This is a genomic window from Streptomyces sp. AK02-01A, from assembly GCF_033795305.1.
In the GTDB taxonomy this organism is placed as follows: Bacteria; Actinomycetota; Actinomycetes; order Streptomycetales; family Streptomycetaceae; genus Streptomyces.
Window position 1 is genome coordinate 1 of the sequence record NZ_JARBAE010000076.1, and the last position, 15926, is coordinate 15926.

13 protein-coding genes are annotated in these 15926 nt (G+C 70.6%); 9 read left to right on the forward strand and 4 right to left on the reverse strand.

Annotation, left to right across the window (positions count from 1 at the left end; genetic code table 11):
• The first annotated feature begins 338 nt into the window (after positions 1–338).
• Complete coding sequence (locus tag PV679_RS34705; protein WP_319685156.1) at positions 339–584, forward strand: DUF397 domain-containing protein; 246 nt, start codon at positions 339–341, stop codon at positions 582–584.
• Positions 585–672: 88 nt separating this feature from the next.
• On the opposite strand, the gene PV679_RS34710 is transcribed toward PV679_RS34705, so the two are convergent.
• The 4 genes from PV679_RS34710 to eccB form a co-directional block, all read right to left on the reverse strand.
• Positions 673–969 carry a WXG100 family type VII secretion target gene (locus tag PV679_RS34710; protein WP_319685159.1) on the reverse strand — a complete coding sequence of 99 codons (297 nt, stop codon included), beginning with the start codon at positions 967–969 and terminating at the stop codon, positions 673–675.
• Positions 970–1016: 47 nt separating this feature from the next.
• Positions 1017–1355, reverse strand: a complete 339-nt coding sequence (locus tag PV679_RS34715; protein ID WP_319685161.1) for a WXG100 family type VII secretion target — start codon at positions 1353–1355, stop codon at positions 1017–1019.
• 146 nt (positions 1356–1501) lie between these two features.
• Positions 1502–2767, reverse strand: coding sequence for a type VII secretion-associated serine protease mycosin (gene mycP, locus PV679_RS34720; RefSeq protein WP_319685164.1), 1266 nt, complete (start codon positions 2765–2767; stop codon positions 1502–1504).
• 9 nt (positions 2768–2776) lie between these two features.
• Positions 2777–4321, reverse strand: a complete 1545-nt coding sequence (gene eccB, locus PV679_RS34725) for a type VII secretion protein EccB (RefSeq protein ID WP_319685166.1) — start codon at positions 4319–4321, stop codon at positions 2777–2779.
• A gap of 200 nt (positions 4322–4521) precedes the next feature.
• Here eccB and eccE point away from each other — a divergent pair, with 200 nt between their 5' ends.
• The 8 genes from eccE to PV679_RS34765 all read left to right on the forward strand — a co-directional run.
• Complete coding sequence (eccE, locus tag PV679_RS34730; protein ID WP_319685168.1) at positions 4522–5805, forward strand: type VII secretion protein EccE; 1284 nt, start codon at positions 4522–4524, stop codon at positions 5803–5805.
• Entirely contained in the window at positions 5805–6578 is a 774-nt protein-coding gene (locus PV679_RS34735) for a hypothetical protein (RefSeq protein ID WP_319685170.1), read from the forward strand. Before eccE ends, PV679_RS34735 begins: the two co-directional genes overlap by 1 nt.
• A 329-nt stretch (positions 6579–6907) precedes the next feature.
• Positions 6908–9817 (forward strand): SCO5717 family growth-regulating ATPase, encoded by a 2910-nt coding sequence (locus PV679_RS34740; RefSeq protein WP_319685171.1) that lies wholly within the window; start codon positions 6908–6910, stop codon positions 9815–9817.
• A gap of 193 nt (positions 9818–10010) precedes the next feature.
• Positions 10011–11882, forward strand: a complete 1872-nt coding sequence (locus PV679_RS34745) for an ABC transporter substrate-binding protein (RefSeq protein ID WP_319685173.1) — start codon at positions 10011–10013, stop codon at positions 11880–11882.
• A gap of 3 nt (positions 11883–11885) precedes the next feature.
• Complete coding sequence (locus tag PV679_RS34750) at positions 11886–12962, forward strand: ABC transporter permease (RefSeq protein WP_319685175.1); 1077 nt, start codon at positions 11886–11888, stop codon at positions 12960–12962.
• Positions 12959–13876: an ABC transporter permease gene (locus PV679_RS34755; protein WP_319685177.1), complete on the forward strand. Its 918-nt coding sequence runs from the start codon at positions 12959–12961 to the stop codon at positions 13874–13876. The genes PV679_RS34750 and PV679_RS34755 overlap by 4 nt, the downstream gene beginning before the upstream one ends.
• A complete protein-coding gene (locus PV679_RS34760; protein ID WP_319685179.1) occupies positions 13873–14877 on the forward strand; it encodes an ABC transporter ATP-binding protein in 1005 nt (334 codons plus the stop codon). The genes PV679_RS34755 and PV679_RS34760 overlap by 4 nt, the downstream gene beginning before the upstream one ends.
• A gap of 50 nt (positions 14878–14927) precedes the next feature.
• Positions 14928–15926: ABC transporter ATP-binding protein (locus PV679_RS34765; protein WP_319685180.1), on the forward strand; the 999-nt coding region annotated here is incomplete at its 3' end.

A 15926-nucleotide genomic window follows, 5' to 3' on the forward strand; every position in this document is an offset into this window, starting at 1 on the left:
AGTCATCCGAGTACGTCCAGTACACGGATGATCCTCCGCCTTGGGACCGCACGCACCAGACGTCGCGGGCCCCGCCCTCCGGGCGGACGGCGCTATGTGCCAGACACGTCCCAGGAACGGACGAACGCGTCAGCCGTGTCCCGCGCCGCGCGGTCGTCGCCGGAACAGGGAACAGGTGTGATCGACGGTGGAGCCGATCCGGTCACGGATCTCCACGAGGTGGCGGCACACGGCTTCCGTATGATCCGTTACCGCTGAACCGGCCCGTCTCCGCGCCGCCGCGCCAGTAGTCTGAGGCACGTAGCTGGTTCGCGAGACCCCCGGGAGGGACAGCGCCGATGGCCGACGCAACTGACAAGGAACGCCAGAAGGAAGAGCTGTACGCCCTCGACATCTCCGGGGTCGAATGGCTCGGCGCGCCGGGGACCACCGAGGACGAGGAGCGGGTCGAGATCGCCTATCTGCCGGGCGGCGGCGTGGCGATGCGGTCGTCCATGGACACCGAGACGGTGCTGCGCTACACGAAGGCGGAGTGGGACGCGTTCGTACTGGGCGCGCGGGACGGCGAGTTCGACCTGAAGTAGCCCGCGAGGACGCGAGGACGACGAAGGGGGTGCCCGCAGGCGCGGGCACCCCCTTCTGTACGCACGTCGCCGGTCACCCGGCCCGTGTTCAGCCCATCTGCATACGGAAGCGGGCCGCGTTGCCCCGGTCGGTGTCCTGGTAGCCGACGACCGACTCGTCCAGCAGCATCGCGATCCGGGCCAGGTCCTGGTTCATGCCGGCCATGTCCCTGGTGAGCCGGTCCTGGCTCTCGCGGTAGGCGATCTTGGCTTCGCCTTCCCAGTTCTCGGCGACGGCCTTGACCTTGGCCATCAGGTCTTCGAGCCCCTGGTTGAGCTGGGTGGCGGTCAGCCGGACGTCACCGGCGGCCTGGGTCACGGTGTCGTAATTGACGGCAGTGGTCATGTGATGCTCCTCAGGACGGAATTCAGCGGGAGGTGACGGACAGCGGCTCAGGCCATGCCGAGGATGGCGCTCTGGCCCTGCGTGCTGTCGTCCATCCTCCGGAAGGACGCGATGCGGTCCTCTTCCTGCTGGGTGAAGCCGTCGGCGCTCATGCGCATGATCTCTTCGAGCTTGACCAGCTCGACGCGCATGTTCTTCAGGCGGAGGTTCAGGTCGTTCTGGACCCGGTCGTACTCCTTGCTGGCCGCGCCCTGCCAGCCTGCCTGGATACGGTCCACGACGCCGTTGAGGGAGGTGATACGGCTCTGCAACTCGTCGTGGAAACCCTGGATCTTGTTGGCGAGGGAGATCTGTTCCTCGCTGGTTACATTCAGATCCTTCGACATCTTGCCCCTTCTCCCTGTCTTCCTGCGGACGCACTCCGGAGAGGTGCGTTTGGACGGGAAGCATCTCGATGCCGCCCCCGTGTGGGGCCACTGACATGGCCCCGTCGTCACTTTAGCCACTCGGTACGGCAGTTCCAACTGCAAAGTCAGTTATGGGCAGTTGATTCGGCCGAGGCCCGGCGGGCCGCTTTCCGGCGGCTGTCGCGGATGACCGTGGCCGTGCCCGCGACCACCGCGACGAGCACACCGGCGATACCGAGGACATAGGTGGCGAGACGTTCCGTGCGCTCCTGCGGAGTCTCGGACATGGCGAGCCGCGCGGGCTCGGGAGCGGGCGGCCGGGGAGGGCCCGGGTCGGGACGCGGCGACTCCGGCGCGCGGTCGTCCTCGGTCAGAGCGCGGACCGGGTCGATCACGCCCCAGCCGACAAAGCTGTCACGGCCGTTGACGCTGCGCTCCGCGGTCTGCTCGATCTGCGCGACGATCTGGTGTGCCTTCCAGCCGGGATGCTTGGCGCGCAGCAGCGCGGCGACCCCGGCGACGTACGGGGCGGAGAAGCTGGTGCCGTTGTCGACGCACTGGCCGTTGCCGGGAACCGTCGAGACGATGTCCACGCCCGGCGCCGCGACGCCTACGAACTCGCCGGACTGGGAGAAGGCCGCCCGTTCGTTGTTCCGGTCGGAGGAGGCGACGGCGAGCACCCCGTCGAAGGCCGCCGGATAGGTGTTCTTCAGCTTGCCGTCCATACCGTCGTTACCGGCGGAGGCGACGACGACGATCTCCTTGTCGAGCGCGCGCCGCACGGCCCGTCCCAGGTCGGAGTCGGCCGTCAGGGGCTTGGTGGTGTCCTGCGAGATGTTGATGACCTGAGCACGCTCGGCGATGGCGTGGTCTATCGCCTTGGCCATCGTGGTGTCCTTGCCGCTGCTCTTCTCGTCGTTCTGGCGGATCGGGATGATCGTGGCCTCGGGAGCGAGGCCGACGAATCCGGTGCCCGCACGCGGGCGCGCGGCGATGATCCCGGCGACCTTGGTGCCATGGCCGACCTCGTCGACCGTTCCGTCGCTCTTGCCACCGGCGAGGAGATCGGCGCCGGCCGACGCGTCGACCGCCGACGTGAGCTGCGGGTTGGCGTTGTCGACACCGGTGTCGATGACGGCGACCCGTACGCCCTTGCCCTTGGTGTCCTGCCACAACTCGTCCAGCAGCACCCGCTGGAGCGCCCAGGGCGTGCCCTCGATCTGCTTCTTCATCGGGAAGACGCATTCGCCGCTGCCGTCGATCCCGGTGGCCGCCGGAGGCGTCCGCGCGGCGTACGCGACCGGAGGCAGGGCGCTCAGACCGGCCAGGGCCGTGGCGCACACCAGCAGTGCCGCCTTCGGGCGCCGGGCGGTCTCTCGGTTCGGCATCATCGCACTCCCCTACGAACCCTGCGGCTGACGGGCGCTGTTGGTGTCGAGCCGCGGGCCCTTGGACAGGAACTCGGACCACGCGATCGGGACCAGAGCGGGAGTGACCTTCTCGTAGCCGAGCCGGATCTGCGCCTGGCTGGGCTCGGGGCGGCCGTCCTGCTGCTTCTGCTGATCGCCGGTGCCGATGTCCGAGCGGGCCGCGTCGCTGTCGCCGTTCGACTGGACCGCGTACCGCAGTCCGGTGTCCGTCACCAGGAAGAGCGATCCGTCGGGGCGGGTCTGCTCGCCCCGCACCTGCGTGTAGAGAAGACCGCTGCCCGGCGTGACATAGGTGCTGGTGCCACCGGCGGTGATCTCCGCCGGGTAGGCCGGGCCGGCCCAGGTGGACAGCGTCGTAGCGCCCTTGTCGTCGACCGTGCGCAGCACGCTGCACACGGTGTCGCGGGCGGCGGCGCCGCCGGCGGTGTTGACCTGGGCGGCCTTTCTCGCCGGCCAGTGGAATTCCGCGCCGAAGAAGCCGGACTCCGGTGCGAACGACGCCGCGTCCACGGTGGCCGCCCGGCCGGCCATGTTCAGCTTGTCGGTCTGTGGAGAGTTGATGAGCAGCCAGGCGGTGAAGTCCGAGACCGGCTGGACCTTGCCGGGCAGGACGACGTAATGCTGCGGCCCGGAGCCCGTCTGGGCGAGCAGGACCATGCCGACGCGGTCCTGGCCCTCGGTGAGGCCGCCGCCGGCGTTCGCGCGGTCGCCCACTTCGCCGGGGATCTCCGGGAAGTCGACGGGACTGCCCGTGTGCAGAGTGGCCAGCCAGTCGTCGGTGACGGCCTGCGGTTCCCGGTTGAGTCCGATCAGCGCCCGCGTGAGGTTGTCGCCCGGCGCGCCGCTCAGCTCGTACTTGGTGCCGCCCGCGTCGACGAGATGGCGCGTGCCGTTCTGGCCCTTGACGTACAGGACCTGGCCGCCGGTCAGCCGCTGCTTTCCCTCGGTCCTGGAGAAGTCGCGGTCGGCGAGGACGAAGGCGGCCTTCTGGACGCTGCTGCCCTTGCCGCCGCCGGGCTGCTCGCAGACGGCCCAGCGCTTCGCCTTGGCGGCCTCCTGGTCGGTGGGCAGCCGGTCCGGAGCGTACGGAATGCCGAGGATCGGTCCGCGCGGAGGCTTGCCGGAATCCAGGATGCTGTCGCTGACCTGGATGACCGCGAACTGCTGCGGCGTCAGCAGCAGCCGGGCGGAGGCGAGGTTCAGCACGGGATGGAGAAGAGTCTCCTTGTCCTTGCCCTTGCCGGTGGTCAGCACGACATAGCGGGTGGTGGACTCCTTGCCGACGATCACCTTGGTGCCCGGCGCGGCCCAGTCCTTGGGCGCGTTGGGCTTGAACATGCCCCAGGCACCGAATCCGGCCAGGACGAGCGCGCCGACGATCAGACCCGGGACGACGGCGCGCAGTGGCCTGGGCGCTCCCTCCTCCGTACCCGTGGGCGAAGGTTGGAGAAATGCGGCCACCGTGCGCTTCTTCGCGAAGGTGTACGCGTTGAGCTCATCCCGCCGTGATGCCATGAGTCCCCATCGGTGAAAAAGGCGCGGTCTCCTCCCAGGGGCAGGGCAAGTCAGTGTGGCCCCCGGGCCCTGCCTGACTGTCGGACCGGCCCCCTACTATGCCCTCAGGCCGGGTGCGTTTGTGTGGCGGGTAGGGTGATCGCGCTGCCAACACCCGTGCCGGCCAAGGTGATCGGCACGAATTGGGGGGTTTCTCCATCATGGCTTCCGCGATGCGGACGCGGCCCGCCGCGGCCGCGCCGTCCTCCGCTGCCTCCCGGAATCCGGCGGCCCCCGGGCTGAGGGCGCGCCCGGGACACTTCGGACCGTTCCGAATGCAACAACTCGTACTGATCGAGATCGCCGCGGCCCTGCTGCTGGTGGCCTGGGTGATCGATCCGCTGATGCTGCTGCCGGCCGGCGCGGTCGCCGCGCTGCTGGTGCCGCTGGCCGTGGTGCGCAGGCACCGGCGCTCGCTGCCCGAGTGGCTCTCGACCGTCCTCGCGCTGCGCGCGCGCAGACGCAGAGCCGCCTCGCTGGTGCTTCCGGCCGGCACGGAGCCAGGTCTCGCGCCCGCCGTCGAGTGCGATCCGGCGCTGCGCACCTACTCGTACAGCGACCGTGACCGGCGCCCGGTCGGCATGATCGGTGACGGTACGTTCCTGACGGCGGTGGTGCAGGTCGAGTCGGACGCCACCGCGCTGCGGCCCGACCGCTCCGCCCGGCCGCTGCCGGTCTCGCTCGTACGGGACGTGCTCGATGTCGACGGCATCCGGCTGGAGTCGGCGCAGATCGTGCAGCACACCCAGCCCGCGCCGGCTCCGCATCTGCCGGAGCAGTCGGTGGCCGCGCGCAACTACGCGCCGCTCCAGGCACAGACCGGTGCGCCCGCCCTCCGGATCACCTGGGTCGCGCTCAAGCTCGATCCTGAGCTGTGCCGCGAGGCGGTGGCCGCGCGCGGCGGCGGTCTGACAGGCGCTCAGAAGTGTGTGGTGCGCGCGGCGGACCAGCTCGCGAGCAGGCTCACGGGCGCCGGATTCCGTACGACCGTACTGACCGAGCAGGAGCTGATAGCCGCCGTCGCGACCTCGTCCTGCGCCAATCCGCTGGCCATCGCCCAGGCCGGTCGGACGGAGACGCCGGGCCGGCGCACCAAGGAGACCTCGCGCACCTGGCGCTGCGACGACCGCAGGCACACGACGTACTGGGTCGGCCGGTGGCCGCAGTTGGGCGGCGGCGGTGCCGCCATGCCGCAACTGGTCGCGCTGCTGACCTCGATCCCGGCGCTCGCCTCGACGTTCAGTCTCACGCTGGGGCGCGGTGAACGCGGCGGCGTGACGGTCAGCGGCCATGTACGGATCACCGGCCGCAGCGACGAGGAGCTCGTGGTCTCCCGCCATGAACTGGAGCGCGCGGCGCGCGGCGTGAAGACCGCGCTGGTGCGACTGGACCGTGAGCAGTTGCCCGGGATGCTCGCCACGCTGCCACTCGGGGGTACTCGCTGATGTCCGTACCGACTTCCTCCGCCTCGGTGCCCGCGTCCGGGCCACGGCCCGCGCCGGGCCGGAGCGGCGCCAGGCCGCGGATCGGCTTCGGGCTGCTCGGACCGCGCCGTGAACGCCACTCGCTGTCGGTGGACCAACTGGAGGCGCTCGCGCTGCCGGTCGGTGACGACGGCGTGGTGATCGGTGTCGATGCCGGCAACAGACCCGCCGTGCTCGGCGTCAACCGTCCGACGCCGTACGACATCACGCTGATCGGCGGCCTGTGGACGGCGCAGGTGCTGGTGCTGCGCGCGGCCGCGACGGGCGCGCGGATCGCGGTCGAGACGGGCCGGGCGCCGGCCTGGACCGCGCTCGCGCAGGCGGCGGGCGGCGGACAGCCGTGCGTCACTCTGCACGATGTGGGCCGGGTGCCGCCGCAGGGCGCCTCGGCCGGCAGTCCCGTCGTCGTGGTGCGGGACTGCGGGATGAGGCCGCCGCGCGGCCGTGTGGTCTCGGCGCCCTGGCAGTCGGTGATGACGCTGCTGCCGTATCTCAGCCCGGTGGCCCCTCGGTTGATGGAGAAGTCGGGGCTTGTCGGCATCCAGCGGGTGTCGCCGGACGAGGCCACGCAGATCGGCCGGATCATGAGTCTGCCGGGGCCCGAGACCGAGGCGCTGTCCACGCTGGCCGACGGGGTCACCTTGTGGTGCACGGCCCGGGACCGGCAGTTCGTGATGACACAGGCGACGGACGCCGAGACCGGATTGCTGGGCAGCGCGCGCCGGATGGACTGAGAGCGGGAATTCCGCCTGCCGCGCCCGGCCTGTGTGGATTGTGCCAGGATCTCGTATGGAGATATGCCGATTTGACCACTCGGCCCGCGCGCACCCCGCCCAGGCCGGTTCACTGAGGAGCGGGACAGGGCGGTAGGGACGGGCCATTGACGAGCCGTCCGCCCTGCCGTACAGGCGCCGTTGGCGATTAGGGTGGGTGCGGGCGCGAAAGCAGAACCTGCCGGCAGACCGGCCGCGTCGTAAGGGGAGAGCCGGGCGGACCGGGCGCAGAGCTTCGGTCGCCCCCACCCACCACGGCACAAGGGTGCTCGACCACACCAGGAGGCAAAGTGAACGGCGATCGGGACGAGATCCGCGGGGGCTGGAGCCGGCCGCCCGTGGACGATCAGTCCGACGCGGAACCCGAGCTGACGGGTGAGTTCACCATCGACTACACCCCGCCCGCCTGGTACACGCAGAACGCGCCGGGGGACGCGTCCAGTGGCGGTGCGTCGGCCGCACCTCCCTTCACGAACTCTCCGCCGCCGCCCGACGGCGCGCCCGTCGCCGTACCGGGGCTGCCCGCGGGCAGCGGTTTCGAGCCCAACTGGGCGCCGGGGCAGCCGTCACCACAGACGGAGGCGGCTCCGCCCGCGCCTCGTCCCGCTTCGGACACCGATCCCGCGTCCGCGCCGACTCCGGACGAGGCTCCGCCGGTTGCCGGAGCCGCCGGCGCCGGGTCCGGCGAGCCGTTCGGCGGCGGCGATCTGGAGAGCGGTGCGACCATGCGCTTCTCTCCGGTGGCGCTCAGGCGGGAGATCGCGGAGCACGAGGCGGCGAAGGACCCGGAGGCCGTGCGGCCCGCCGGCCCCGAGGCAGCGGGCAGCGAGAGCGCTTCCGGCCCGCTCCGGTCCGCCGAGGACGCCGACGGCGCCGAGTCCGGCGACCGTACGCACGAGGCCGGCGCGCCGGACGTACCGGAAGCCGCTGCTCCGGAGCGGGCCGAAGCCGATGCCGCCGTGGACGCCGACACCGGCCACGAGGCGCCCGAAACCTTCCCGGACGCCGTCCCGGCCCCGGAGGACGACGGACGGGAGAGCACCGAGGCCGGTCCCGACGATCCGGCCGACGCCGCGTCCGTGGACGCGATCACGGACGCCGCGCCCTGGTCTCCCGGAGCGCCCGCGCCGCAGGACTCCGCGCTGCCGCCGCTGCCGCCCGCTTTCCAGCCGGCCGCGCCGCAGTGGCCCGTACCGGCGCGGGCCGCCGAGGATCCCGCCCGGCAGCAGCCACAGCCACAGCCGGGAAGCCCTCCGCCGCTGCCGGCCGGCCGGCCGGCGCAGCCGCCGGAGAGCGGCTACGGCTTCCCGCCGCAGGCCGGCCGGCCGGTCCCGCCGGAACAGCCGGTGTTCCCGGAGCAGCCCGGTCCCGGCGCGCCGCTTCCGCCAGCCGTCCCGGGGCCGAACACCGCTCCGCCGCCGCCCGGTTACGGCTTTCCTCAGCAAGGAGGACACCCGTACCCGTCCGCGCCGCAGCCCCCGGCCGTCCAGCCCGGTCCTCCCGCGCCGCACGGCGGTTACGGCTTCCCCGCGCCGGGTCAGCAGGGCCATCCGGGAGCGCCGGGTGTACCGGCGCAGCAGCCGCCTCCGAGCGGTTACGGCTTCCCGCAACAAGGCCAGCAGGGTCAGTACGGCCGGCCGGCCGCCGGCGTGCCCGCGGCGCTGCCTCCGCAGGTGCCGCATCCGCCCATGCCCGCCGCGCCCCACCTCCCTGCCCAGCAGCCGCAACCACGGCCGCGGCAGGCGCAGCCGCAACCCGAGGCCGTGGCGCCGCCCGTGGATCCGCGCACCGGCGCCGCCTGGCCCTCGCCCGTCGCGCACGACCACCGCGAGCGCTCCGTACCGGGCGCGCCGCTCGGCTACACGGCGGCTGTCGAGCTGTCCTCCGACCGTCTGCTGCGCAACAACAAGCAGAAGCCGAGGAGCAGCCGCAATCCGTCCGGCAACTCACGCTTCAAGATCGGCGGAAAGGCCGCCGAGGCCGAGCGTCAGCGCAAGCTCGATCTGATCCGTACACCGGTGCTCTCCTGCTACCGGATCGCGGTCATCAGTCTCAAGGGCGGTGTCGGCAAGACCACGACGACCACCGCGCTGGGCTCCACGCTGGCCACCGAACGGCAGGACAAGATCCTGGCGATCGACGCCAACCCGGACGCGGGCACGCTCGGACGCCGCGTGCGGCGCGAGACCGGGGCGACCATCCGGGACCTGGTCCAGGCGATCCCGTATCTCAACAGCTATATGGACATCCGCCGGTTCACCTCGCAGGCACCGTCCGGGCTGGAGATCATCGCCAATGATGTGGATCCGGCGGTCTCCACGTCGTTCAACGACGAGGACTACCGGCGTGCGATCGACGTCCTGGGCAAGCAGTACCCGATCATCCTCACGGACTCGGGCACCGGTCTGCTCTACAGCGCGATGCGCGGAGTGCTGGACCTCGCCGACCAGTTGATCATCATCTCGACACCGTCCGTGGACGGCGCGAGCAGTGCGTCGACGACGCTGGACTGGCTGTCCGCGCACGGATACGCCGATCTGGTGCAGCGGTCTCTCACGGTCATCTCCGGAGTCCGCGAGACCGGAAAGATGATCAAGGTTGATGACATCGTGCAGCACTTCGAGACGCGCTGCCGCGGTGTGGTCGTGGTGCCGTTCGACGAACATCTCGCGGCCGGCGCCGAGGTCGACCTCGACATGATGCGTCCCAAGACGCGTGAGGCGTACTTCCATCTCTCCGCGCTGGTCGCCGAGGACTTCTCGCGGGCCCAGCAGGCGCAGGGGCTGTGGACCGCGGACGGCAATCCGCCGCCGCATCTCATGCCGCCGATGCCCGGTCACCAGGGCCAGCAGGCGCAGGGCTATCCGGCGCAGGGACAGCCGTACCCGCCCCAGCAGTACCCGTATCCGCAGTACCCGCAGCAGGCGCCTGGGCAGTATCCCTATCCGCCGCAGCAGCAGCCGGGCGCCGGCGGTCAGCAGGGCTGGCAGCAGCAGCCGTCCCAGCCGCAGCCACCTGCGGGCCCGGCCGCGCTTCCGCCCGGTCAGCCCGCGTATCCGGCCCAGCCAGGACAGCCTGATCAGCGCGGACCTTATGGACAGCCGCCGGCCCATCCGCAGCAGGACCAGCCAGATCTGAGAGGTCCGGTCCCGCCCGGCGGTTGGCCGCCGCAAGGGCCTCCGCCAGCGCCTCAGCAGTAAGGCAACAGAGGTTTAGACCAATGAGGGTCCGCACCGTGTTCACGGGGCGGGCCCTCAGCGCATTCCCGCAGCCCACACGGGGTTTGAGGGGCCGTTGACGGGGCCGGACCACCGCTGATAAACCTTCGCTTCACCAGTTGGCCAGAATCAGCCCGGCTTCTCCGTCCCACTGATGACACGAGGTCACCGTCCCATGGTCGAAAGAGTTCCACCACGCACACCGCGCCGGTCCGTCCGGCGACTCCCCCGACTCCGGCTGCTCCTGGCCTCCGGCGCCGCCACCGCCGCGCTGGTCACGGGGACGGTGATCCCGTTCAGCCCGCTGCTCCCGGCGCCTCAGCAGGCCCAGGCGGCCGACGACGGCAAGAAGGTCCTCACCGTCGCGGTCAGCCAGAGCGTCGACTCCCTCAGCCCGTTCCTGGCACAGTCATTGGTCAGTACCAGCATCCTGCGGCTGTCGTACGAGTACCTCACCAACTACGACCCCAAGGACGCCCATACGATCCCGGGCTTCGCCACCGCGTGGAAGCCGTCCCCGTCCAAGCTGACCTGGACCTTCACCATCCGGGACGACTCCACCTGGTCCGACGGCCGGAAGGCCACCGCAGAGGACGCGGCCTGGACCTTCAACAAGATGATGACGGACGAGAACGCGGCCACCGCCAACGGCAGTTTCACGTCGAACTTCAAGAAGGTCACGGCTCCCGACCCGAAGACGCTGGTCGTCGAGTTGAAGAAGCCGCAGGCGACAATGGTGGCTCTCGATGTGCCGATCGTGCCCAAGCACATCTGGGAGAAGGTGGACGACTTCTCCAAGTTCAACAACGACAAGCAGTTCCCGATCGTCGGCAACGGCCCGTTCGTCATCACCGACTTCAAGGTCGACCAGTACCTCAAGCTCAAGCCGAACAAGAACTTCTGGCGCGGCGCGCCCAAGTTCGACGAACTGGTCTTCAAGTACTACAAGGACGGGGACGCCGCCGTGGCCGCGCTGCGGAAGGGTGAGGTGTCCTTCGTGCCCAACCTCACGCCGGCCCAGGCGGCGGCGCTGAAGAGCGCCGACGGCATAAAGGTCAACGACGCGCCGGGCCGCCGCTTCTACGCTCTCGCCACCAATCCCGGCGCCCGGTCGAAGGACGGCAAGAAGTTCGGCAACGGCCATCAGGCGCTGCTCGACCCGGCGGTCCGCAAGGCACTCTTCCAGGCCGTCGACCGTAAGACCGTCATCGACAAGGTCTTCCAGGGCCACGCCGTTGAAGGCCAGGGCTATATCCCGCCCCGCTTCGGCAGCTACTTCTGGCAGCCCTCGGACAGCCAGAAGATCGCGTACGATCCCGCCGCCGCGGCCCGGACCCTCGACCAGGCCGGATACCGGAAGAACGGCAGCGGCAAGCGCGTCGGAAAGGACGGCAAGCCGCTCGACTTCCGTATCCTCTGCCACGCCACGGATCCGAACGACAAGGCCATCGGCAAGTACCTCCAGGAGTGGTGGGGAGAGCTCGGCATCGGGCTGAAGGTCGACTGCCTCGACAATGTCTCCGACCCCTGGCTCGCCGGCGACTACGACCTCGCCTTCGACGGCTGGTCCGTCAATCCCGATCCCGACTACGTCCTCTCCATCCACACGTGCGGTTCGCTTCCCGCCACACCGAAGGACGCCGGCGCGACGGACAACTTCATCTGCGACAAGCAGTACGACGACCTCTACGCGAAGCAGTCGGTGGAGTACGACACCGCCAAGCGCGCGGAGCTGGTCAAGCAGATGGAATCGCGGCTGTACGACACCGGGTACATGAATGTCATGGCGTACCCGAACGCGGTCGAGGCGTACCGTACCGACCAGATCAAGTCCATCACGACGATGCCGGAGGCCGCCGGCAACCTCTGGGGCCAGGACGGCTACTGGAGCTGGTGGTCCGCGGTGCCGGCCGCCGACGAAGGCGGGACCGACAGCTCCTCCTCGACCGGCGTGATCATCGGAATCGGGGCCGTCGTGGTGCTCGCCGCCGCCGGCGGACTCCTCCTCGTGATGCGTCGCCGTTCCACCGCGGAAGACCGTGAATAAACCATGAGCACCGCAAGCACCCCCGGTGTGACGCGGGACGCCGCCGACGGCCCGGTGCGTACCGGGCCGTCCGGCTCCCCGACCAGCACCTCGTCCGGTACCAGGACCGCGTATCCGCTCTATGTGGCGGGCAAGCTCGGCGGCGCGGTCGTGTCCCTGCTCGCCGTCCTCGTCACCAGCTTCTTCCTCTTCCGGATCATCCCTGGTGACCCGGTCAAGGCCATGACCCACGGCATGCCGACCTCGGCAGAGCAACTGGCCACGCTGCGCAAGCAGTTCGGCCTGGATCTGCCGCTGTGGCAGCAGTTCACCGACTACTGCGCCAACGCGCTGACCGGCGATCTCGGCACCTCGTACCAGTTCCACGCGCCCGTCGGTGAGCTGATCGCCGAGAAGCTGCCCGCGACACTGCTGCTCACGGGCGTCGCCGTGGTGATCTACTCGGCGCTCGGTCTCTGGCTCGGCACCCGCTCCGCCTGGCACAACGGCGGCCTCGGCGACCGGCTCAACACCGGAGTGGCGCTGACGCTGTGGTCCGTTCCGGCCTTCTGGCTCGGTCTGCTGCTGATCATCGTCTTCTCGGTGGGCATCGGCCCGGTCCCCGGCATGTTTCCCACCGGCGGCATGGAGTCGGGCGACTCGGCCGGCTTCGGATACGTCCTCGACGTGGCGCACCACATGGTGCTGCCGGTGGTGACGCTGGTCGCGGTCGGATACGCGCAGACGCTCCTCGTCATGCGGTCCTCGCTGCTGGACGAGATGGGCAGCGACTATCTGACGACGGCGCGGGCCAAGGGGCTGCGGGACGATCTCGTACGCCGCCGCCATGCCGTGCCCAACGCGCTGCTGCCCACGGTCACCATGGTCTTCATCAATCTGGGCCATGTGGCGGCCGGTTCGATCCTCGTCGAGACGGTCTTCTCCTGGCCGGGTCTCGGCGGGCTGTTCTACCAGGCGCTGAGCGTGCCCGATCTGCCGCTCGTCCAGGGGCTGTTCGTCGTCTTCGCCGGTGCGATGATCCTGATGAACCTCCTCGCCGACCTGCTCTATCCGCTGCTCGATCCCCGGGTGGGCCGATGACACTCGCGAAGAACCCGCCGGCCGGGTCCGCCTCGTCGCTCGCCTGGGCCCGCCGGCGCGGCTCGGTGACCCGCTTCTGGAAGCAGTACCGCACCCATCGCTCCGGCCTCCTCGGCCTCGTCGGGCTGGCCCTGATCGGACTGATCGCCCTCTGCGCGCCGCTGCTCGTCGGCAGCGACGCGCAGAGCGTGACCAACGCGCCGGGCACGGCCCTGGACTCCCCCAGCGGCGAATTCCCGCTCGGCACCGACCAGTTCGGCCGGTCGCTGCTCGGCCTGCTGCTCTGGGGCTCCCGGATCTCGCTGACCGTGGGCCTGCTGGCCGCCGCACTGTCAGTGGCCATCGGCACCCTGGTCGGCGTCATCGCCGGCCACTACGGAGGCTGGTTCGCCACGGTGATCATGCGGATCACCGACTGGTTCCTGGTGATGCCGACGCTCGTGCTCGCCATCGTGCTGGCGACGGTCATGTCCCGCTCCATCTGGACGGTGATCCTCGCGATCGGTGTCACGAGCTGGCCGACGACGGCACGGCTGGTCCGGGCACAGACGATCGCCGTCGAGTCCCGGCCGTACATCGAGCGCGCCCAGGCCCTCGGCGGCGGGCACGGCCACATCATGACCCGCCATGTGCTGCCCAATGTGATGCCGCTGGTGCTCGCGCAGACGACACTCGGCATCTCCAACGCGATTCTGACGGAGGCGACTCTCGCCTTCCTCGGCCTCGGCGACCCGACCATCATCTCCTGGGGCGGGATGCTCCAGGACGCGCGTGAGGCCGGCGCGGTCTCCTCCGGACACTGGTGGTATCTGGCGCCGCCCGGTATCGCGATTGCGCTTGTCGCGCTCGCCTTCACGCTCTGTGGCCGTGCGATCGAGGCCGTGCTCAACCCGAAGCTGGGAGTTCCTCGTTGAACACACCGTCCAGCCTGCTGGAGATCAAAGACCTCCATGTGACCTACGGTTCCGGCGCGTCGGCCGTCCCCGCCGTGCGCGGAGTCAGCCTGGCCGTCGAATCCGGCCGGAAGCTCGGTATCGCCGGCGAATCGGGCTGCGGCAAGTCCACGCTGGCGCTGGCACTGCTGCGGCTGCTGCCGCCCGCGGCCACGCTGTCCGGCGAGATCCTGCTCGACGGTGAGGACGTCCTCACCATGAAATGGGGCCGGCTGAGGGCCGTACGGTGGGCCGGAGCGTCGATCGTCTTCCAGGGCGCGATGCACTCGCTCAACGCGGTGCACCGGATCGGCGACCAGATCGCCGAGCCGGTCCTGCTGCACCGTCGAACCACACCGGCGGCCGCCCGCGGGCGCGCCGTCGAACTGCTGGAACAGGTCGGGCTGCCGGCCGGTCGCGCGGACGCCTATCCGCATGAGCTCTCCGGCGGACAGCGCCAGCGCGTGATGATCGCGATGGCGCTCGCCTGCGATCCCAGGCTGATCGTCGCCGACGAGCCGACCACCGCGCTGGATGTGATGATCCAGGCGCAGATCCTGCGGCTGATCGAGCAGTTGGTGGCAGAGCAGAACATCAGTCTGCTGATGATCAGCCACGATCTCGCGGTGCTCTCGGACACCTGCGACCGGCTCGCGGTGATGTACGCGGGCCGGATCGTCGAGGAGGGCCCGGCGCGCGAGGTGTACGAGGCGGCGGAACATCCCTACGGCCGCGCGCTCTCCGCCGCCTTCCCGCGTATCGGGGACGCCGCGTCGCGTCGCGCCCCGCGCGGGCTGCCCGGCGATCCGCCGGACCCGTCGGCGCTGCCACCCGGCTGTACGTTCCATCCGCGCTGCCCGGTCGCGCTCGACGTCTGCTCGCACGAGGACCAGCCGCTGCGGGACGCGGGGCCCGGCCGGCGTGCCGCCTGTGTACGGGTGGGCGCCACGGTCCCGGCGCAGCCGGCGGCCGAGCGGTCATGACAGCCGACGCCGTCCCGCCCCGTACTCCGGCCGCCTCCCAGGAGCCACCCATGACCACCACTCGTCCAACCCCGGCCCCGCTGCTCTCGGCCACCGGGCTGAGCGTCACATTCCCGGGCCGCCGCGGCGCCCCGCCGGCCCGAGCGGTCGACGGCGTCGATCTCGACATCGGCGCCGGAGAGATCGTCGCGCTGGTCGGCGAGTCCGGCTGCGGCAAGACCACGCTGGCGCGCACTCTGCTCGGCCTGGTGCCGCCGACGGCGGGAACGGTCACCTTCGCCGGGGAGCCACTGGGATACGGCTCGCGCTCCCTCAAGGCGTATCGCAAGCGGGTCCAGCTTGTGCTCCAGGACCCGAGCGGCTCGCTCAATCCGCGCCATACGGTGTACGACGCGGTGGCCGAGGGCCCACGGATCCACGGCTACGCGGGCGACGAACGCGAGGCCGTCGCCGAGGCGCTGTCCCGGGCCGGGCTGCGCCCGCCGGAGCGGTTCTTCCTGCGCTACCCGCATGAGCTGTCCGGAGGTCAGCGCCAGCGCGTCGTCATCGCGGGCGCGCTCGTCCTGAAGCCGGAACTGATCGTCGCCGACGAGCCGGTGGCGTCGCTCGACGCGTCGGTACGCGGCGAGATCCTGGCGCTGCTGCTGTCGCTGCGCGACGAACTCGGCCTGTCCGCACTGGTGGTGACGCACGATCTGGGCCTCGCCTGGAACATCGCGGACCGGGTGGCGGTGATGTATCTGGGCCGCGTGGTGGAGACGGGACCGGTCGAGGAGGTGCTGACGAATCCTCAGCATCCGTACACCCAGGCGCTGCTGTCGGTCCTGCCGGAGTCGCACGGCGAGCCGGTCGTCCTCACGGGCGAGCCTCCGGACCCGTCCCGCATCCCGGACGGCTGCCGCTTCCACGCCCGGTGCCAGGTCCTGGCGTCCGGCGAGGCGGAGCGTGCGGGTGTCGCGGAGCAGTGCCGCACGGCTCCGCTGCCCGTACTGACGGGGGGCGACGCGACGCAGGTGGCGTGCCACTGGGCGGGGGCCGCGGTTCGGGGG

What these genes read in the sequence shown, in the direction of transcription:
- PV679_RS34755 (WP_319685177.1), top strand. Translation starts at nt 12,959, where the DNA reads ATGACACTCGCGAAGAACCCGCCGGCCGGGTCCGCCTCGTCGCTCGCC.
- PV679_RS34710 (WP_319685159.1), bottom strand. Translation starts at nt 969, where the DNA reads ATGACCACTGCCGTCAATTACGACACCGTGACCCAGGCCGCCGGTGAC.
- PV679_RS34745 (WP_319685173.1), top strand. Translation starts at nt 10,011, where the DNA reads ATGGTCGAAAGAGTTCCACCACGCACACCGCGCCGGTCCGTCCGGCGA.
- PV679_RS34750 (WP_319685175.1), top strand. Translation starts at nt 11,886, where the DNA reads ATGAGCACCGCAAGCACCCCCGGTGTGACGCGGGACGCCGCCGACGGC.
- PV679_RS34735 (WP_319685170.1), top strand. Translation starts at nt 5,805, where the DNA reads ATGTCCGTACCGACTTCCTCCGCCTCGGTGCCCGCGTCCGGGCCACGG.
- eccB (WP_319685166.1), bottom strand. Translation starts at nt 4,321, where the DNA reads ATGGCATCACGGCGGGATGAGCTCAACGCGTACACCTTCGCGAAGAAG.
- PV679_RS34715 (WP_319685161.1), bottom strand. Translation starts at nt 1,355, where the DNA reads ATGTCGAAGGATCTGAATGTAACCAGCGAGGAACAGATCTCCCTCGCC.
- mycP (WP_319685164.1), bottom strand. Translation starts at nt 2,767, where the DNA reads ATGATGCCGAACCGAGAGACCGCCCGGCGCCCGAAGGCGGCACTGCTG.
- eccE (WP_319685168.1), top strand. Translation starts at nt 4,522, where the DNA reads ATGGCTTCCGCGATGCGGACGCGGCCCGCCGCGGCCGCGCCGTCCTCC.
- PV679_RS34705 (WP_319685156.1), top strand. Translation starts at nt 339, where the DNA reads ATGGCCGACGCAACTGACAAGGAACGCCAGAAGGAAGAGCTGTACGCC.